General features: G+C 64.7%; 22 protein-coding genes. 9 read left to right on the plus strand and 13 right to left on the minus strand.

Annotated elements, in window-relative coordinates; genetic code table 11:
* Window positions 1–60 precede the first annotated feature (60 nt).
* Complete coding sequence (gene speB / locus F8S13_06595) at window positions 61–954, plus strand: agmatinase (protein KAB8144533.1); 894 nt, start codon at window positions 61–63, stop codon at window positions 952–954.
* Window positions 955–1067: 113 nt separating this feature from the next.
* Here speB and pdxH read toward each other — a convergent pair whose 3' ends face one another.
* From pdxH to nrdR, 10 genes are all read right to left on the minus strand, one after another.
* Complete coding sequence (gene pdxH, locus F8S13_06600; protein ID KAB8144534.1) at window positions 1068–1706, minus strand: pyridoxamine 5'-phosphate oxidase; 639 nt, start codon at window positions 1704–1706, stop codon at window positions 1068–1070.
* Window positions 1707–1790: 84 nt separating this feature from the next.
* Window positions 1791–2726: a twin-arginine translocase subunit TatC gene (tatC, locus tag F8S13_06605; protein KAB8144535.1), complete on the minus strand. Its 936-nt coding sequence runs from the start codon at window positions 2724–2726 to the stop codon at window positions 1791–1793.
* Entirely contained in the window at window positions 2695–3432 is a 738-nt protein-coding gene (locus F8S13_06610; protein ID KAB8144536.1) for a twin-arginine translocase TatA/TatE family subunit, read from the minus strand. Before F8S13_06610 ends, tatC begins: the two co-directional genes overlap by 32 nt.
* Window positions 3433–3695: 263 nt before the next feature.
* Entirely contained in the window at window positions 3696–3941 is a 246-nt protein-coding gene (acpP, locus tag F8S13_06615) for an acyl carrier protein (protein ID KAB8144537.1), read from the minus strand.
* Window positions 3942–3983: 42 nt separating this feature from the next.
* Complete coding sequence (nusB, locus tag F8S13_06620) at window positions 3984–4439, minus strand: transcription antitermination factor NusB (protein KAB8144685.1); 456 nt, start codon at window positions 4437–4439, stop codon at window positions 3984–3986.
* Complete coding sequence (locus F8S13_06625) at window positions 4417–4752, minus strand: Asp23/Gls24 family envelope stress response protein (protein ID KAB8144538.1); 336 nt, start codon at window positions 4750–4752, stop codon at window positions 4417–4419. Before F8S13_06625 ends, nusB begins: the two co-directional genes overlap by 23 nt.
* A 3-nt stretch (window positions 4753–4755) precedes the next feature.
* Window positions 4756–6108 (minus strand): acetyl-CoA carboxylase biotin carboxylase subunit, encoded by a 1353-nt coding sequence (accC, locus tag F8S13_06630; GenBank protein ID KAB8144539.1) that lies wholly within the window; start codon window positions 6106–6108, stop codon window positions 4756–4758.
* Window positions 6109–6167: 59 nt separating this feature from the next.
* Window positions 6168–6920, minus strand: coding sequence for a 3-oxoacyl-[acyl-carrier-protein] reductase (gene fabG, locus F8S13_06635; protein KAB8144540.1), 753 nt, complete (start codon window positions 6918–6920; stop codon window positions 6168–6170).
* A gap of 21 nt (window positions 6921–6941) precedes the next feature.
* A complete protein-coding gene (locus F8S13_06640; protein KAB8144541.1) occupies window positions 6942–7850 on the minus strand; it encodes a restriction endonuclease in 909 nt (302 codons plus the stop codon).
* 53 nt (window positions 7851–7903) lie between these two features.
* The gene (nrdR, locus tag F8S13_06645; GenBank protein ID KAB8144542.1) at window positions 7904–8365 is read right to left on the minus strand and encodes a transcriptional repressor NrdR; all 462 of its coding nucleotides are present in this window, start codon (window positions 8363–8365) and stop codon (window positions 7904–7906) included.
* Window positions 8366–8558: 193 nt separating this feature from the next.
* Here nrdR and F8S13_06650 point away from each other — a divergent pair, with 193 nt between their 5' ends.
* Window positions 8559–8984 (plus strand): pilus assembly protein CpaE, encoded by a 426-nt coding sequence (locus F8S13_06650; GenBank protein ID KAB8144543.1) that lies wholly within the window; start codon window positions 8559–8561, stop codon window positions 8982–8984.
* A 114-nt stretch (window positions 8985–9098) separates the two neighbouring features.
* On the opposite strand, the gene F8S13_06655 is transcribed toward F8S13_06650, so the two are convergent.
* Window positions 9099–10184, minus strand: a complete 1086-nt coding sequence (locus F8S13_06655) for a hypothetical protein (protein KAB8144544.1) — start codon at window positions 10182–10184, stop codon at window positions 9099–9101.
* A gap of 245 nt (window positions 10185–10429) precedes the next feature.
* On the opposite strand from F8S13_06655, the gene F8S13_06660 reads away from it, so the two are divergent.
* Both F8S13_06660 and F8S13_06665 read left to right on the plus strand, forming a co-directional pair.
* Window positions 10430–10597, plus strand: coding sequence for a Flp family type IVb pilin (locus F8S13_06660; protein ID KAB8144686.1), 168 nt, complete (start codon window positions 10430–10432; stop codon window positions 10595–10597).
* A 59-nt stretch (window positions 10598–10656) separates the two neighbouring features.
* On the plus strand, window positions 10657–10815 hold the full coding sequence (locus F8S13_06665) for a Flp family type IVb pilin (protein KAB8144545.1): 159 nt from the start codon (window positions 10657–10659) through the stop codon (window positions 10813–10815).
* 71 nt (window positions 10816–10886) lie between these two features.
* On the opposite strand, the gene F8S13_06670 is transcribed toward F8S13_06665, so the two are convergent.
* Entirely contained in the window at window positions 10887–11393 is a 507-nt protein-coding gene (locus tag F8S13_06670; GenBank protein KAB8144546.1) for an HNH endonuclease, read from the minus strand.
* A gap of 450 nt (window positions 11394–11843) precedes the next feature.
* Here F8S13_06670 and F8S13_06675 point away from each other — a divergent pair, with 450 nt between their 5' ends.
* Both F8S13_06675 and F8S13_06680 read left to right on the plus strand, forming a co-directional pair.
* The gene (locus tag F8S13_06675) at window positions 11844–12224 is read left to right on the plus strand and encodes a RidA family protein (GenBank protein KAB8144547.1); all 381 of its coding nucleotides are present in this window, start codon (window positions 11844–11846) and stop codon (window positions 12222–12224) included.
* A 110-nt stretch (window positions 12225–12334) separates the two neighbouring features.
* On the plus strand, window positions 12335–13225 hold the full coding sequence (locus tag F8S13_06680) for a hypothetical protein (protein KAB8144548.1): 891 nt from the start codon (window positions 12335–12337) through the stop codon (window positions 13223–13225).
* On the opposite strand, the gene F8S13_06685 is transcribed toward F8S13_06680, so the two are convergent.
* The gene (locus tag F8S13_06685) at window positions 13132–13341 is read right to left on the minus strand and encodes a hypothetical protein (protein ID KAB8144549.1); all 210 of its coding nucleotides are present in this window, start codon (window positions 13339–13341) and stop codon (window positions 13132–13134) included. The two genes, F8S13_06680 and F8S13_06685, sit on opposite strands and share 94 nt — an antisense overlap.
* A gap of 156 nt (window positions 13342–13497) precedes the next feature.
* Here F8S13_06685 and F8S13_06690 point away from each other — a divergent pair, with 156 nt between their 5' ends.
* The 3 genes from F8S13_06690 (at window position 13498) to F8S13_06700 (ending at window position 17166) form a co-directional block, all read left to right on the plus strand.
* Window positions 13498–15111: a flippase gene (locus F8S13_06690; GenBank protein KAB8144550.1), complete on the plus strand. Its 1614-nt coding sequence runs from the start codon at window positions 13498–13500 to the stop codon at window positions 15109–15111.
* Between the two features lie 436 nt (window positions 15112–15547).
* Complete coding sequence (locus F8S13_06695) at window positions 15548–16795, plus strand: Glu/Leu/Phe/Val dehydrogenase (GenBank protein KAB8144551.1); 1248 nt, start codon at window positions 15548–15550, stop codon at window positions 16793–16795.
* An 8-nt stretch (window positions 16796–16803) separates the two neighbouring features.
* A complete protein-coding gene (locus tag F8S13_06700) occupies window positions 16804–17166 on the plus strand; it encodes a YraN family protein (GenBank protein ID KAB8144552.1) in 363 nt (120 codons plus the stop codon).
* The last annotated feature ends 113 nt before the right edge of the window (window positions 17167–17279 follow it).

The following is a 17279-nucleotide window of genomic DNA, read 5'->3' on the forward strand; positions in this document are numbered from 1 at the left end:
CATAGCCGCGCTGTGGTACAATCCCCGCCGTATGTCGCGAAACAGAAGGAGAACAACATCATGGCGCACTACGAGCTGCTGCCACCAGAGAATTTTCTTGGCCTAGATGAAGAGTTCAGCGCCTACGAGAGCAGCGCCGCCGTGGTGCTGCCTATCGGCTACGAGGGCACCGTGAGCTACGGCCAGGGCACCCGCGAAGGCCCCCGCGCCATCATCAACGCCTCGCGCCAGGTCGAGCTGTACGACCGCGACCTAGATGACGAGGTAGCGCTGCGCTACGGCGTCCACACGCTGCCCGCGCTGGCCCCGGTGATCAGCGGCCCCGAGGGCATGGCCCAGGCCGTGGCCGCCGCCGCCGAGGAGCACCTGCGGGCGGGCAAGCTGCTGGTGGGGCTGGGCGGCGAGCACAGCATCTCCAGCGGCTTCGCCAGCGCGGTGCAGGCCGTCCACGGCGACTTCGTGATGGTGCAGATCGACGCCCACTCCGACCTGCGCGACGAGTACGAGGGCAGCAAGTACAGCCACGCATGCATCGCCAAGCGCGTGCTGGACATGGGCGTGACGGTGGCCCAGTTTGGCATCCGCTCGATCTGCAAAGAGGAGATCGACCTCATCCGCAGCGAGCGCGAGCGGCTCTACGTGGCCTTCGCCGAGGACGTGCACGCGGGCGGCCACCTGGCGAAGCTGGCCGAGCTGGTGCGCGGCAAGAAGGTGTTTCTCACCATCGACCTCGACGGCTTCGACCCCTCGCTGGTGCCCGCCACCGGCACCCCCGAGCCAAACGGCCTCAGCTGGGTCGAGGGGCTGGAGATCATCCGCACCGTGGCCCGCGAGGCCAGCATCGTGGCCTTCGACTGCGTCGAGCTGGCCCCCATCGCCGGCCAGCACGCCAGCGACTTCCTGGCCGCCAAGCTGATCTACAAGACCCTCGGCCTCGCCCTCACCAGCCGCTAGGGAACCGATAAACCACGAAGACACGAAGACTCCAAGTGTAGAACTTGGAGTCTTCGTGTCTTAAAAAGAGATGCTATAAACCTTCGAGCCTTCGTGTCTTCGTGGTTAGAAACTTACGGCGAGAGGCGCTCGATCTGCCACGCGTCGCCAGCGCGGCGGTAGCGGATGCGGTCGTGCAGGCGCGAGGGGCGGCCCTGCCAGAACTCCACCGCCTCGGGCAGCAGCCGGAACCCGCCCCAGTGCGGCGGGCGGGGCACCGCAGCGCCCTGGTGCTGGGCGGCCAGCTCGGCGTAGCGCGCCTCCAGCGCGGCGCGGCTGGGCAGCGCCGCGCTCTGCGCCGAGGCCCACGCGCCCACCTGGCTGCCGTGGGGCCGCTGCGCGAAATAGGCGTCGGACTCCTCGGCGCTCACCTGCGCCACCGCGCCCTCCACGCGCACCTGGCGCTCCAGCTGCTCCCAAAAGAACACCAGCGCCGCGTAGGGGTGGGCCAGCAGCTCGCCGCCCTTGCGGCTGCCGTAGTTGGTGTAGAACACAAAGCCGCCCTGCTCGACGCCCTTCAGCAGCACCACGCGGGCCGATGGCCTGCCATCCGCGCCCACGGTGGCCAGCGTCATCGCGTTCGGCTCGGCGATGCCCGCCGCCACCGCCGCATCGAACCAGCGCTGGAACTGGCCCAGCGGCTCGGGCAGCACATCGGCCTCATCGAGGCCGCGCAGGGTGTACTCTTTCCGCAGATCATCGGGCACTGTCATCGCAACCTCCTCTGGCAGCGTGCAGAAAACAGCGGCGGCACCAGGAGCGCGCTCCTGATGCCGCCAAGCAAGGGTGGCCGCCGCCTAGCCGCCCGAGCTAGGCTGGGCCGCCGCGTCGGCGCTGGGGCGCGGCACCAGCCGCGCCAGCAGAATGCCCATCTCGTAGAGGGCATACATCGGCAGGGCCATCAGCAGCAGGTTGTAGGGGTCGCCGGTGGGCGTGATGAAGGCCGCGATGATCACGATGATCACGAAGGCGTAGCGCCGCGTGCTGCGCAGCGTCTCCAGGCTCACCACGCCGATGCGGGCCAGCAGGAAGATCACGGCGGGCATCTCGAAGATCACCCCGTTCCACAGCATCAGCCGTGTGATAATGCCCAGGAAGTCGGACACCGTGGGCTTGATCTCCACCGCCTGCGACCACGAGCCGAACGTCACCAGGAAGTTGATCGCGGCGGGCACGGTGAAGAACCAGCCGAACACCAGCCCGGCCAGGAACAGCTCCAGCACGAAGGGCAGCGCCGTGAACACGATCCGCTTCTCGCGGGCGTAGAGGCCCGGCGCAAAGAAGGCCACGATCTGGTAGATGATTATCGGCATAGCGATGGCGATGCCGATCGCGATCGCCACGCCCATCGAGCTGACGAAGAACTCGGCCACCTCCACCGCCTGCAGGCTGCCCTCCAGCTTGCTGGTCTGAAGGAAGTGCGCCGCCAGAAAGTCGATCAGCGAGAAGCCGAAGGGCTGGGCGAACACCACGTAGCTGCCCACCATAGTGCCCAGCAGCACGCCCGCCACCGCCTTGATCAGGCGGTCGCGCAGCTCGATCAGGTGGGGCACGTTGCTCTCCCAGAAGTCGCGCAGGCTGTCGAACTGCAGCGGCGGCTCGATCTGGGCTATCTCGTCCTCGTCTGGCTCCTCGTCGCGGATGAAGTGGCGAACCGCCAGCGCCACGATCGCGGGGATGATCAGCAGGATGAGGATGATGCTAATCGCGAGAATAAACTGGCTGCTCGACATGGGTGCCTTCCTCTTGGGGTGCGCCTGGCGCGGCCCCGATCTGCTCTACAGGCCCAGCGTCTGCCAGGGGCACGGCCCCGCGCACCAGGGGGGCGGGGTCGATCAGGCCGCGCGACTGCAGGGTGGCCTGCAGCCTGCGCAGCTCCTCGGCCAGCGCGGCCACATCGGCCTGCAGCGCGGCCACATCGGGCGCGGCGATCAGCTCGCTGCCGTCGGTGGCCACCAGCTGCGGCTCCGGCGCGGCCACATCGGGTGCGGCGATCAGCTCGCTGCCGTCGGCGGCCACCAGCTGCGGCTCCGGCGCGGCCACATCGAGCGGCGGCTGGGCCACGGCGGGCAGCCCGTTGGGCTTGGTGGTGCGGGCCACCGGGCTGGGCTGGGCAACCTCGTCCAGCGTGGCGCGGGTGGGGGCGATCACATCATCCTTCACCAGCGTGTTCACCTCGCGGGCGGCCTTCACCACCTCGTCGCGGGCGCTCTGCACCTCGGCCAGGCTCTCGCGCAGGTTGGCCAGCTCGGCCTCGATCTCCTGGCGGGCGCGCAGCACCATGGCCGCATCGGGCGAGCGCTGCACCCAGTTGCGCACTGTCACCAGGAAGCGCCCCGCCTGGCGGGCCAGCACCGGCAGGCGCTCTGGCCCCACCACCACCAGGGCGATGATCACCACAAAGATCAGCTCGCCTGGCCCGACGCCTAGAAATTCCATCCAAACCTCCGCGCGTGCCGCCACCAGGGCGGCGGGAGAATGCGTTCACCTAGGGGCGAGGCGACCACGAACCGTGCCGCCGCTAGCATCATACCACGAAGTCTCGGGGCTGGCAGCATGCGCCAGCGGTGCAACAAAACGCACCACAGCGGCAGGCGTGCGGCGGAACATCCGCAGGGCCTGGGCCAGTGGTGCGCTGCCTGCCGCTCGGCAGGGGCCAGGCGCACGCGCCGCCGCTGGGGGTGGCGCGTGTGCCCGATATACTACGCCTCGCTGTGCGAGTCGACGTACTCCAGGGCGTCCTGAACGGTCAGGATCTTCTCGGCATCCTCATCGGGGATCTCGACCCCGAACTCCTCCTCAAGCGACATGATCATTTCGACCAAGTCGAGCGAGTCGGCATTCAGATCCTCGTTGAAGCGAGCGCTCGGAACCACCTTCTCCTCATCCACATTCAGCTGCTCGGCGACGATCTTCTTCAGCCGGGCCTCGATCTCAGGTGAAGCCATGGGGAAATCTCCTTTCAAGACATGTAGGCACGTTAGAGGGCGTTACGCAGACTCGCCACGGTCGGAGTCCTCAACATAGCGGATCACGACTGTGCCGAGCACACCGTTGATAAAGCGGCTCGAGTTATCGCTGCCAAAATGCTTGGCAAGCTCCACCGCTTCGTTGATGACAGCTTTGACTGGGGTTTTCTCGGTGTCATCAAGGAGGATCTCGTAGAGGGCGATTCGTAAGATGGCTTTATCTACGCCGGGCATCTGGCTCACCGGCCAGCTGGGCGCTGCCTCTTCGATAATGTGGTCAATATACGACAGGTTTTCCCAGGCACCCTCGACCAGCTGGCGGAGAAAGCGCTGCCCTTCGGGGGGTAGCTGCTCTTCCTCGGCGCGCAGCGCCACGGCCTGGTCGAGCACGTGGTCGGTGGCATCAAGCTCGAAGAGCACCTGCAGCGCCGCAATACGAACACGATGGCGCAAGCTAGCCACGAGGAACCTCCACATCTTGAATGTAGACATTCACCTCGCGCACGCCCAGGCCCACCATGTCCTGGATCACCGCCGCAGCGGTCGCCTGGACTGTCACACCTAGTTCTAGCAAATTGGTATCCAGCTTCGCAATAATATAGCAGTCGGCGGTCACCTGTTCGTCCGCAACTTTCACCACGATCCCATGGTAGAGCGTCGCATTCAGTGCGCTTGCCGCCGGTGCCCAGCCCATACGCGCCACGCCTGGGACTTCGGTCACTGCAAGGTGCACCAGCTGCGCCAGCACACTTGGGGCCACTATCACGCTGCCGGATGCCTGCGTCACTATTGCCTAACCTTTGCGCTGTTCCATCAGCTGCGGTAGGAAGCTGAGATCGAACTCGCCGCGCTGGAATAGCTCTTCACCCAGCAACATATGCTGGAAGGGAATCGTCGTCGTCACACCGGTGACCACACACTCGTTGAGCGCCCGCCGCATGCGCTGCACGGCATCGCCGCGCGTCTCGCCCCAGGCGATCACCTTGGCCAGCAGCGAGTCGTAGACCCCAGGCGGCGTGTAGCCGCTATAGATGTGGGAATCCACACGCACCCCAGGCCCGCCGGGCGGCAGGTAGAATTCGATCTCGCCGCCAGAGGGAAGGAAATCGCGGTCGGGATCTTCCGCATTGATACGGCACTCAATCGCGTGCCCGCGTATTCTAACGTCTTTCTGAGAGAGCGTCAAGCGCTCGCCAGAGGCGATCAGCAGCTGCCAGCGCAGCAGATCGAGGCCTGTCACCATCTCGGTCACGGGGTGCTCCACCTGGATGCGCGTGTTCATCTCCATGAAGTAGAACTGGCCATCTGGCCCCAGCAGGAACTCGAGCGTACCCGCGTTCACATAGCCGATCGAGCGCACGCCGCGCAGCGCCGCCTCGCCCATGCGCTCGCGCAGCTCGGGGCTGACGGCGGGCGAGGGGCTCTCCTCGATGATCTTCTGGTGTCGGCGCTGCACCGAGCAGTCGCGCTCGCCCAGGTGGATGGCGTTGCCGTACTGATCGGCCAGCACCTGCATCTCCACATGGCGCATGCCGGTCAGGTAGCGCTCCATGTACAGGTCGCCGTTGCCAAACGCCGACTCGGCCTCGGCCCGCGCCGTGGCGTAGGCCCGCGCCAGCTCGCCCTCCTCTTGCACCACGCGCATGCCGCGCCCGCCGCCGCCCGCCACCGCCTTCAGCAGCACGGGGAAGCCGATCTGGGCCGCGATCTCCTGCGCCTCCTCCACCGAGCGCAGCACGCCATCCGAGCCAGGGATCACTGGCACGCCGGCGCGCTTCATGGTCTCGCGGGCGATCGCCTTGTCGCCCATCAGCCGGATGGCCTCGGGCGAGGGGCCGATAAAGGTCAGCTGGCACTGCGCACAGATCTCGGCGAAGTAGGCGTTCTCGGACAAAAAGCCGTAGCCGGGGTGCACCGCGTCGCAGCCCGTGATCAGCGCCGCCGAGATCAGGGCGGGCGGGTTCAGGTACGATCGGGCGGGCGAGGCCGGGCCGATGCACACCGACTCGTCGGCCAGGCGCACCGCCAGGCTGTCGCGGTCGGCCTGCGAGTAGGCCACCACCGTCTCGATGCCCAGCTCCTGGCAGGCCCGCACGATTCGCACGGCGATCTCGCCACGGTTCGCAATAAGAACTTTTTTCAGCATAATCCTGACACGCTCGTCATTCAGTGCGCCGCAGCAGCCGCGCGGGCCGCCGCCTGCGCCTACTGCATCACCATGCCGCCATCCACCGCCAGCGTCTGACCGGTGATATACGACGCCGCATCCGAGGCCAGGAAGCACACCAGCGCGGCCACATCCTCGGGCTGGCCCAGCCGCGCCAGCGGGATGCCGGCCATGATCTCGGCCTTTACCTGGTCGCTCAGCACGCCGGTCAGCTCGGTGGCAATATACCCCGGCGCGACTGCGTTCACCGTAATCGCCCGCGAGGCCATCTCGCGCGCCACACTCTTGGTGAAGCCGATCAGGCCAGCCTTGGCGGCGGCGTAGTTCGCCTGCCCGGCGTTGCCCATCAGGCCCACCACCGAGGTGATGTTGATGATCCGCCCGCCCTTGGCCTTGGTCATCGGGCGCAGCGCCGCCTTGGTGCACAGGAACACGCCGCGCAGGTTGGTGTCGATCACCGCGTCGAAGTCGTCCTCCTTCATGCGCAGCAGCAGGGTGTCGCGGGTGATGCCCGCGTTGTTCACCAGGATGTCGAGCCTGCCAAACTGCTCAAGCGTCGCCTTGAACAGCGCGTCCACGCCCTCGGCGGTGCTCACATCGGCCTGCACCGCCAGGGCTGTACCGCTAGCCGCAGCGATGGCATCCACCACCTCCTGGGCCGCGTCGGCGTTGCTCTTATAGTTCACCACCACCGTCGCTCCTGCGCCGGCCAGGGCCAGGGCGATCGCCCGCCCAATGCCGCGCGAGCCGCCGGTGACAATCGCAACCTTATTCTGAAGGCTGATCTGCATGCCCCACTCCACTCAAACTCGCTACTTCTCCGCCATCTCGTACAGGGTCACACCATCGATCAGCACGATCGGGCGATCCTTCGCCGACTTGCTGGCCGTAGGCAGGAAGGTGGTGGATGCGACAACCACGCCCTTCTTGCAGCCCTCGCGCTTCATCTCCTGATACAGCCCCTCGACAGTGCCGGGGCCAACCTTATCGGCCACAGTCAGCCGCAGGTGCCACAGCTCTTCCTCGTGCTCCATCCAGAGATCGAGGTGCTTATCTTTGTCGGTGAACTGGTAGTTCTTGAAGCTAAATCCCTGCTTCTTCCAGATGCTGTTGACGTAGCTGCCAAACTGCGGCAGCGACATGCCGCTGATGTCGCTCGGCTCGCGCACCGCCGGGGCGCGCTCGAGCTGGCCGCCGCGCGCGTCGATCTCGGCCCGCACCAGACGCTGGCGCTCCTCGGATCGGCCCGCCATCGACGCGCCAAACGAGCAGAAGATCAGCAACGCCACGCTTACAAAGCCCGAAAACTGCACAAACTGCGACTCGGGCGTCGCCAGCGGGGCCGGGGTGCCCTGGGTGATCGCGCGCTGCTCCATCGAGGCCCCCACCGGGGTAAAGAACAGCAGCACGTACAGCGTCGCCAGACCTATGATCGCGCTCACCAGGCCCATCATGAAGCCATGCAGGCCGTAGTAGCCCTTCACGCGCCGCCCAATGATCAGCCCAGCACCCACGGGCACGATACCGGCAAACAGCTGCAGAATATCGGCGCTCGTGATCACGATCGGCATCAGCAGGCCCGCCCCCACGCCGATCAGCGCCACCATCCGCCAGTCGAGGCTCGCGAAGCCCTGGCGCAGGTAGGGCAATATATCTCCCAACTGCAGCCGGGCGCGAGCGCCCCCCTGCGGCTCACTCTGTTGCGTCACATCTACCCCCATCTATGTGCTCTCACCTATTGCCGATTGGCATCAGGATATCCGATTCGTATCACCTAGCTGTCGCTCTCGTCCAGCAGCTCATCCACCGCCTCGCGCAGCTTGCCGATGTCGGTGAAGGCGCGGTAGACCGATGCAAAGCGGATGTAGGCCACATCGTCTACCTCACGCAGCGCCCGCATCACCAGGTCGCCAATCGCCTTCGAGGAGACCTCTTGGTCATCCATGGCCATCAGATCGGCCTCCACATCGTTGATCAGAGCATCGAGCTGGTTGACCGATATCGGTCGGCGGTAGCAAGCGGTGCGCACGCCGCGCATCAGCTTCTCGCGGTCATAGGGCTCGCGCTCGCCGTCTTTCTTCACAACGGTCAGGCTTACCGACTCAATGCGCTCATAAGTTGTAAAGCGTTTTCCGCAGGAGACACAGCGGCGGCGGCGGCGAATAGTCTCGCCGCCGTTGAGCTTGCGTGTATCAACCACGTCGCTCTCTTGGTGCTGGCAAAATGGGCAACGCATGGTACCTAAACTATCTTTTTCCTCATCACATCGCCGCGCATTATAGCATAGTTTCCTTGCCCCCCCTTGGGAAGGGCCAAGATTACACTTTTCACGGCTATTCGCCGCCGCTGACTGCCCCAGCAGGCGTGGTACACTAGGCAGCATCCGCCGCCCCGCTGGGCCGCCCCAGCCCCAATCGAAAGCAGCTGCCATGATCAGCATCGCGCTCGCCCGCCAGCTCCGCGACGCCGGGCTTGTCTGGAAACCCGCCCCACTCGACCTGTTCGCCCTACCCGACCGGCAGATGGATAGCGACATCTTTGTGATCAGCGACCAGGCCGCCTTCCTCCAGCTCTACAACGGCTACCCCGTGGTGGCCTTCCACGGCAGCTCCGAGTGGGCGCTCGACTACGTGCTGCTCACCGAGGTGGTCTGGATGCCCAGCGAGGGCCAGATCCGCCAGCAGATCGAGCGGCGTATCGCCGCCGACGCGCCGCTCGCGATCACCCGCACTGCCCAGGGCTACACCTGCCAGGCTGGCCCCAGCCAGACCCAAGCGCCCGCCGCCGAGGAGGCGCTGGCCCTGGCGCTCCTGACGCTGCTACGCGCCGACCACCGCCCGATCGACGATCGCTAGCAGACGAGGCAGCAGTGCGCCTCGGGCACATGCAGCTCGACACGCCTATATCATCTATATAGAATAGAAGACGAGGATCGCTGCAGCCAAGTTGCACATTATGTACATTCGAAACTAGACTTCGGCCGCGTGATCAATCTTCCGCACAATGCTCAGCACAAAGCGAACAGCACGATCGAGCACGGCAGCATCCAGCGACGCAGGCAGATCATCGGCACTCGCATAGGCTGGTGGGAAGCCATCAGCATCAAGACACATCACGCCCACTGCGCGCCAGCCCGCGCGCCGCAGCCATCCGAGCATGGTAGGCGCAAGCCGCACCGATCTGGGCACCGCATCGATCAGCGGGTCGGCTTGCTCGGCATCCGCCAGCAGCTGGGGCAGATCGGGGGGGCCTGCCTGTGGCCGCACTAAGCCCGACCGAGTCACATACGCCAGATCACCTCGGCCCAGACTCTCAAGCGTCACAAACACCGTCGAGTCCCGCTCAAAGGGATAGCGCCGCAACAGATCGCCCAGGCCGCTACCCATAGTGCTCGCACCGACACCCACCGCCCATAGCTCCACGCGCTCGGCCTTCACCAGCTCCTCGGCGCAAGCCAGCAGCACCGCGAGCGCCCCCGCGTGGTTCGCCGCCCCAGGCGACGCAGGCCTACGGCCAAGCCACACATCCATGCCGCCCATCGCACCCAGCAGCGCCGCCAACACTATGCCCGCATACCAGCAGCCTAGGCGGACCTCAAGTGACCCAACAAGCATCCCAGCCAGCGACGCACACACGGCAACAACGCACAACCCAGCACGCAGCGCCAACACTGCCTCGCCAATATAGCGCCGCTGCAGGTAGCGCGGCAGCAACGGCGGCGCATCAAGCGGTGCCAGCAGTACCACGCGGCACTGTGGGCGTTGCGCCAGCGCGCGCGTGCCCACAATATTCTGGCTCGCCCGGCGCATGGCCAGCAGCACAGGCTCATCACGCAAACACAGCCATATCGCAACGATAGCGGCTACCAATGCGCCAACACCACCCAGCATGGGCAGCCAGCGGTATACGATCATTGCTAGTAATACAATCGATGCAATCACCAGCCCATCCCAGCCAAAAACGCGCACCGACTGGAACGAATCAGCACTCACTTTCAACCCAGCGCGGCGCAGCCTACCATCGAGATATGCCGCAGCCTGTGCTTCTCCCAGCATTGTAGTGCCACGCGCGCCAAACTGCTCTACAACGGCAGTAGCCACATCTATCGGTTCATCGCGTAGCCGCCGCGACGATTGAGGAAGGATGCGAGGGCCCATATTTTTTTGCCTCAGCTCTTCTTACAAAAGTGAAAGAATCAGTACCGATACTTCTTAGGACCAATAACCCATTGAGCGCGCCCCCCCACCATGAGATTATATACGTGGAAAGCGACAGTGAAACACCAAACAAATGGAAGGGGGTGACATCAATGCTTCGCAGCTTTTTCGCTAAGGAAGAGGGCCAGGGCCTCGTCGAGTATGCGCTTATTCTCGTGCTCATCGCTATTGTCGTTATCGGTATTCTGAGCGCTCTCGGTGGCAAGGTCAGCGAGGTCTTCCAGACCATCAACGACTCGATGACCCCGTAATCCATCTGGTTGACACTTATATCGTACTTGTCTTCGTATCTCAGAAAGGACACCCCGCAATGCTTCGCAGCTTTTTCGCTAAGGAAGAGGGCCAGGGCCTCGTCGAGTACGCGCTGATCCTCGTGCTCATCGCTATTGTCGTTATCGGTATTCTGAGCGCTCTCGGTGGTAAGGTCAGCGAGGTCTTCCAGACCATCAACGACTCGATGACCCCGTAATTTTACAAAAAACCCGCCGCGCATATGCGCGGCGGGTTTTTTGTTGTTTTAAACACCCCTCAACCCCTCCCCTACGCAAAGGCATACTTCCGCCACACCTCGTGGCGCTCAAGCTCGCCGAGCAGCGCAAAGGCCACATACTGCGGCTGCCGAGGCACGCTCATCAGCTGCATGCCCGCCTCCTCGGGGGTGCGCCAACCTTTGGAATGGTTGCACTCGCGGCAGGCTGTCACCACATTATCCCATGTAGTTAGGCCACCACGTGAGCGGGGCAGCACATGGTCCACCGTCAGGTGCGAGCGCCCCGGCTGGGCACCACAGTACTGGCATGTCTCGCGATCGCGGGCGAGCACGCCACGGCGCGAGCATGGCAGCCGCAGCCGACGCGGGATGCGAATATAGCGGACTAGGCGGATGACCAGCGGGATCTCTATCGCAAAGCCCTGAGCGCGAAGCCGCTGGTGGGCAGCCTCAATCATCTCAGCCTTTTCTTGCAGGAGCAGAACGATAGCACGACGCGCGGAGATAAGCTGAAGCGGCTCGTAGCTGGAGTTCAGAACAAGAACACGTTGCCCCAAGATGATCCCCCTTTCAAAAAAGGTCATGGCACATCATATGCCTGCGCTTCTTCGAAGGGGACACCCCTCTTAGAGCGCCCTACCTATGATATCGGCAGCGCTCCTTTGGAGCACTGCTTGCGATCTACGCCAGATTCTGCTTGTGGTACACCAAAACTGATGCCACTGCCATACAGGCGGCAGAACATAGCTCGGTATAGGCATTGATAGTGAGGATTCGCTCAATTGCACACCCACAACCATGAGAGCTCTGGTCAAAAAACGCTGACCCGCTATACATAAAGAAGATCTAACTATAGCATACACGATCCGTCAAATGCTTGTCAATTTGTGCATCGAGATTCTCGACTGCTGCGCACCACATCGGTCTTGTTCAGTATAATAGCCGCACCGCTATGGGTACCTTTGCCCAAAAGCGTCTGTATTCTGTCATCTGAGAAGGAGCATATGATGGAGCGCACTGTTATCAATACGCCCGATGCCCCAGCGGCGATCGGGCCGTACTCACAGGCCGTCGCGGTGGGTGAACTGCTGTTCTGCTCGGGGCAGATCCCGCTGCGCCCCGATGGCACCCTGAATGATGGCGATATCACTGCGCAAACGCACCAGGTATTTGCCAACATCAAGGCGCTGCTCCAGGCTGGCGGCAGCTCGCTTGAGCAGGTGGTGAAGGCGACCGTATTCTTGCAGGACATGGGCGAGTTCGCCGCCATGAACACGGTGTATGGCGAGTACTTCACGCAGAGCCAGCCAGCCCGCTCGACGGTGCAGGTGGCCAGGCTGCCCCGCGATGTGCGTGTGGAGATCGAGGTGGTTGCGGTACGAGGCTAGGTGGTAATGGTGCGGTAGGGCATGCTGCGTAGAGTGAGAGGGCCTCGGCGCATTCGCGCGCACCGCTCTACCGGCGGGCTTGCGCCTCCGGCTGCAAGCATCCGTCCTCAATGCCTATGCTACCTCGCTGGATGCGCCTGGTCGGCGCGATGCTTGCGGTGCTGATCGGGCTGGCCTACTGGCAGCAGCCCGACGGCAGGACACACCTCTTTTTTCTCGAAACTGCCGGAGATGCTTTCCTGATGGTGACGCCATCGGGGAAGCATCTTCTTATTGACGGCGGCAGTGACCCAGCCGCGCTCACCACGGCGGTGGGCAGGCTGATGCCGTTTTGGAAACGCGAGATCGATGCGGTGATCTTGACCAAGGCCGATCAGGCCCACGCAGCGGGGCAGGTGGCGGCATTGGCCCGCTACCATGTGCGGCAGGCATTCGCACCGCGCTACCGCAAAGCCGACGCGGTGATGCAGGAGTGGCAGCGGCAGATGGCGCAGCAGGGCGCGCCTGTGCGTACCATCGGCGATGGGGCACGCTTCACGATTGACCGCGTGCAGGTGCGCGTGCTGGCAGGCGCGAGCCCAGAGAGCGGGCTGGCGCTGTGGGTGGGGTATGGAAAGACCAGCGTGCTACTGGCCCATAGCAGCGCCGCCGGTGCACCGGTGCCAAGCCAGGGGCGCGGTGTCGAGCTCATCGCTTACCCATGGCAGCTCGACCCACGCGAGGGCGGGATAGCGGCACTGCGACCAAAGGCGATTGTGTTCACCGATGGGGTGCGGGTAGATGCGCCTGCGCTACTGCCAATGGACGAGCGGGCGATCGGCAAGGCCGCGCTCTACCACGAGGGCCTGAATGGGCTGATCACGTGGAGCAGCGACGGGCGGCGCGGCGCAGTGGCGGTCGAGCGCCACTACTGCGCCTCGATCTCTCTCAGCGGCTGGGCCGCACTCCTGGCTTCCGCCCAGCGCGATTCGGCATCCTGCAGCAGCTTCGACCGATCCTGAACGCTGAGCGCGCTGGACGCGGTGCCCCGCCAGTCGGCACACTCGCGCCAGGCCCACTGACCCGACTCGGTGCTGATCCAGCGCGGTATCTTGGGGTATTCGCAGTTGGTTTCCATGGGCACTCCTTTTGCTGAGCAACCTTCCTCTAGTACACCGCCCGCGTAGCGTTTCTGCCACGCCAGCAGCGCTCCTACGCGGGCTACATCTGCCTCGTCCGACTTCCCTGCCACACAAACGCGCACCCCGCTTGAAATACAGTATAATCGCCTGCCATGCTGACACAACGATCGTTCTGGATTCTGCTGATCTCGGCGCTGGTGCTGCCTGCGCTGGGAATTGCCGCCTTTCTGTGGCGACGCCACTACCGCGACCAAGACGGCAATACCGCCCGTCGCGTGTTCAAGAACAGCGCGATACCGACCGCAATGCGCATGGCGGTGCGCGCGCTCGACCTGCTGTTCGCCTTTGTGCTGTACGATGCGATGTCGGGTGCCGATATGGGGAAGTACACCCTAGCGGCGCTGCTGATCGTAAACTACCTGAGCACCTTCACCGACTTTGGTCTGGGGGTGCTGCTGACGCGTGAGGTGGCCAAGGACTCGGCCCACGCCAACAAGCTGTTTGGCGCGACGCTCGCGCTGCGGCTGGTGCTGGTAGTGCTGGCGTTTCCTATTGTAGCCTTTGTCATCGGGATTTACAATACGCTATCTTCTATTGGGGTGGGCGAGGCGATCTCGTCGATGGGGCAGGAGGCGCTGTGGGTGCTGACGCTGACCCTCATCCCTGCGGCCTTCTCGAACGCGGTGACGGCGCTCTACAACGCGTCGGAGCGCATGGAAATACCTGCGGCGATGGAGCTGGTGACCGCGATCGTGAACAACCTGGCGCGGATCACCGTGCTGATGTTGCACGGCTCGATTGTCGATCTTTCGTGGGTGGCGGTGGGGGTGACAACCTTCACGGCGCTGGTGTACCTGGGGCTGCAGCTGCGCGATTTCTTCCCGCCGCGCCTCGTGTGGGAGCGCGCGCTGATCTGGGGCATGGTGCCGCTGGCGCTGCCGCTGATGCTGAACAATATGCTGAACGCGGTGTTCTTCCGCTTCGACACGTTTATCGTGAAGGCGTTCGGCGGCGGGCAGGGCGATCTGATGGTGCAGCAGTACAATGCGGCCTACCAGATCACCAGCATCGCGGCGATCATACCCTCGGTGGTGACGTTCGCGGTATTTCCCGTGATGGCGCGCAAGAGCGGCGGCGACCGGCAGGGCCTGGCGGCGGCGCAGAACCGCACGCTGCAGATGCTGCTGCTGGTGGCCTTCCCGGTGACGGTGGGGATCTTCGCGCTCGCGCCCGACCTCATCCGCATGATCAGCGGCAAGAACGCAGCATCCTACCTGCCGATCTCGGGGCTGGTGCTGGCGCTGCTGGCGTGGTATCTGCCGCTGTCGTTCGTGAATGGGCTGCTGCAGTATGTGCTGATCGCGATCAACCAGCAGCGCTCGATCACCAAGGCGTTTGTGCTAGGCGCGGTGTTTAACCTGGCGGCGAATCTGATCGGCATCCCGTTCTTTGGGCTGTACGCCGCAGCGGTGGTGACGGTGCTCTCCGAGATTGTGCTGCTGGCGGTGTTTATGCCGCTGCTGCGCCGCGAGGGCCTGGCGCCGCCGCTGCGGGCGCTGATGTGGCGACCCGGTCTGGCCGCGCTGGTGATGGGCGCGGCGATGCTGGCGGCGCACGCCGCGCTTGCGCCGCTGGTCGGCTGGCTGGGCGCGAGCGTGGCGGCGGGCGCGGTGGCCGTGGTGGTGTACCCGGCCATGCTGTGGCTGCTGGGGGCCGTCGGCCCCGAGGAGCGGGCGCTGGTGCTGCGCGTGCTTGGGCGCAGCTAGGTGATGTGGCGGCGGGCGCGGTGGCCGTGGTGGTGTACCCGGCCATGCTGTGGCTGCTGGGGGCCGTCGGCCCCGAGGAGCGGGCGCTGGTGCTGCGCGTGCTTGGGCGCAGCTAGGTGATGGGGTAGCGCTGTGGTCGCCACGGCGCTACCATTTTCACGGGATACCCCCGTTGCCGCAGAGGCTGGGCGGGTACGAGCACCGCTCTCCTACAGATCTCATTTCCTCGTTCTCCTCTCAGCGCCTCCGCTTCTTCTCACAGGTCAAACTTCCCGATCCTGCGCCACACGACCGATTCTAGATATCGGCCACACGTTCTGCTATACTGCACACACATCTTTCCTACGCGCTCGCCGCACGGCGGGGCCGCCCATACAAGGAGAACTGCCCAACGGTGGGCAGTGCCACCACTCGATGAGGAGCGGAAGCACACACTATGGAACAGCTTAACCCTTATGAGAACACCCAGCGGCGCTTTGAGGATGCCGCCGATCTGCTGGGGCTTGACGAAGGCCTACGGGAGATCCTGCGGGTGCCCCAGCGCGAACTGACCGTGACCTTTCCGGTGACGATGGATGATGGGCGGATCGAGGTCTTCACCGGCTTCCGCGTGCAGCACAACATCGTGCGCGGCCCGGCCAAGGGCGGCATCCGCTTCCACCCCAAGGTTGATATTGACGACATACGCGCCTTCGCGATGCTGATGACGTGGAAGTGCGCCACGGTGAACATCCCCTTCGGCGGCGCGAAGGGCGGCGTGATCGTCGACCCCAAGCGGATCTCGGCCCGCGAGCTTGAGCGGCTGACGCGGCGCTACACCTCGGAGATCAGCATCCTGATCGGCCCCGACCGCGACATCCCCGCGCCCGACATCGGCACCGACGAGCAGGTGATGGGCTGGATCATGGACACCTTCTCGATGCACGCGGGGCACACCGTGCCAGCGGTGGTGACGGGCAAGCCCATCAACGTGGGCGGCTCGCACGGGCGCAAGGAGGCCACGGCGCGCGGGCTGGTGGCGGTGCTGCGCGACGCGTCGGAGGCGCTGAGCCTGCAGCTGGCGGGCGCGAAGGTGGCCATCCAGGGCTTTGGCAAGGTGGGCGCGAACTGCGCCTGGATGCTGGAGGAGGTGGGCGCGTCGGTGGTGGCGGTGAGCGACACCAGGGGCGGGATCTACAACCCGCACGGCCTGTCGATCGCCGATGTGCTGAAGCACAAGGCGCAGACCGGCAGCGTGGTGGGCTACGCCGAGGCCGACACCATCACCAACGACGAGCTGATCGAGCTGCCGTGCGATGTGCTGATCCCAGCCTCGATCGCCACCCAGATCACCAGCAAGAACGCCAGCCGCGTGCGGGCCAAGATCGTGGGCGAGGCGGCGAACGGGCCAACCACCCCCGAGGCCGACGAGCTGCTGTACGACCGTGGGATCTTTGTCATCCCCGACATCCTGGCCAACGCCGGGGGCGTGACGGTGAGCTACTTCGAGTGGGTGCAGGGCCTGCAGGAGTTCTTCTGGAACGAGCGCGAGGTGAACGCCCAGCTGGAGCGGGTGATGACCGCCGCGTTCCGACAGGTGCTGCAGATCGCGCAGCAGCGGCGCACCGACCTGCGCAGGGCGGCCTACCTGCTGGCGGTCGACCGGGTGGCCAGCGCGACCATGACGCGGGGGATCTACCCCTAGGGGGCAGTATGCCAGATCGGCGGCGGCAGGTGGGCAACTTTGGCGAGCAGGTGGCGCTGGGCTACCTGCTGCGCCAGGGGCTGGCCGAGGTGGCGCGGCAGTGGCGCTGCCGCGGCGGCGAGATCGACCTGGTGATGCGCGAGGGCGAGACCCTGGTGTTTGTGGAGGTGCGCACACGGCGCGACGGGATGGCGCTTGAGTCGGTGGGCGCGCAGAAGCAGGCCCGACTGATGGCACTGGCCTACAGCTACCTAGATGCCCACCCCGAGGAGCAGGGGCGCGAGTGGCGGATCGACGTGGTGGGCATCTGGCTGGGGCCAGGCGGCGCGGCCAGCGACATCGAGTGGCTGCGCAGCGCGGTGGGCGAGTAGGCCAGAAAACGACACACACGCGCTGCGCATATGCGCACGTGCGGCCGCAAAACGATACAATCTCCGGCAGGTATGGTATAATACGCGCCCTGAAAAGGAGAACTGGAGGGCGC

The sequence above is a fragment of the Chloroflexia bacterium SDU3-3 genome (assembly GCA_009268125.1).
In the GTDB taxonomy this organism is placed as follows: domain Bacteria; phylum Chloroflexota; class Chloroflexia; order Chloroflexales; family Roseiflexaceae; genus SDU3-3.

Excerpts from the sequence above, each read along its gene's own strand:
- speB (KAB8144533.1), top strand. The coding sequence starts at position 61 with ATGGCGCACTACGAGCTGCTGCCACCAGAGAATTTTCTTGGCCTAGAT.
- pdxH (KAB8144534.1), bottom strand. The coding sequence starts at position 1,706 with ATGACAGTGCCCGATGATCTGCGGAAAGAGTACACCCTGCGCGGCCTC.
- tatC (KAB8144535.1), bottom strand. The coding sequence starts at position 2,726 with ATGTCGAGCAGCCAGTTTATTCTCGCGATTAGCATCATCCTCATCCTG.
- F8S13_06610 (KAB8144536.1), bottom strand. The coding sequence starts at position 3,432 with ATGGAATTTCTAGGCGTCGGGCCAGGCGAGCTGATCTTTGTGGTGATC.
- acpP (KAB8144537.1), bottom strand. The coding sequence starts at position 3,941 with ATGGCTTCACCTGAGATCGAGGCCCGGCTGAAGAAGATCGTCGCCGAG.
- nusB (KAB8144685.1), bottom strand. The coding sequence starts at position 4,439 with ATGTGGAGGTTCCTCGTGGCTAGCTTGCGCCATCGTGTTCGTATTGCG.
- accC (KAB8144539.1), bottom strand. The coding sequence starts at position 6,108 with ATGCTGAAAAAAGTTCTTATTGCGAACCGTGGCGAGATCGCCGTGCGA.
- fabG (KAB8144540.1), bottom strand. The coding sequence starts at position 6,920 with ATGCAGATCAGCCTTCAGAATAAGGTTGCGATTGTCACCGGCGGCTCG.
- F8S13_06640 (KAB8144541.1), bottom strand. The coding sequence starts at position 7,850 with ATGGGGGTAGATGTGACGCAACAGAGTGAGCCGCAGGGGGGCGCTCGC.
- nrdR (KAB8144542.1), bottom strand. The coding sequence starts at position 8,365 with ATGCGTTGCCCATTTTGCCAGCACCAAGAGAGCGACGTGGTTGATACA.
- F8S13_06650 (KAB8144543.1), top strand. The coding sequence starts at position 8,559 with ATGATCAGCATCGCGCTCGCCCGCCAGCTCCGCGACGCCGGGCTTGTC.
- F8S13_06655 (KAB8144544.1), bottom strand. The coding sequence starts at position 10,184 with ATGCTGGGAGAAGCACAGGCTGCGGCATATCTCGATGGTAGGCTGCGC.
- F8S13_06665 (KAB8144545.1), top strand. The coding sequence starts at position 10,657 with ATGCTTCGCAGCTTTTTCGCTAAGGAAGAGGGCCAGGGCCTCGTCGAG.
- F8S13_06675 (KAB8144547.1), top strand. The coding sequence starts at position 11,844 with ATGGAGCGCACTGTTATCAATACGCCCGATGCCCCAGCGGCGATCGGG.
- F8S13_06680 (KAB8144548.1), top strand. The coding sequence starts at position 12,335 with ATGCCTATGCTACCTCGCTGGATGCGCCTGGTCGGCGCGATGCTTGCG.
- F8S13_06685 (KAB8144549.1), bottom strand. The coding sequence starts at position 13,341 with ATGGAAACCAACTGCGAATACCCCAAGATACCGCGCTGGATCAGCACC.
- F8S13_06690 (KAB8144550.1), top strand. The coding sequence starts at position 13,498 with ATGCTGACACAACGATCGTTCTGGATTCTGCTGATCTCGGCGCTGGTG.
- F8S13_06695 (KAB8144551.1), top strand. The coding sequence starts at position 15,548 with ATGGAACAGCTTAACCCTTATGAGAACACCCAGCGGCGCTTTGAGGAT.
- F8S13_06700 (KAB8144552.1), top strand. The coding sequence starts at position 16,804 with ATGCCAGATCGGCGGCGGCAGGTGGGCAACTTTGGCGAGCAGGTGGCG.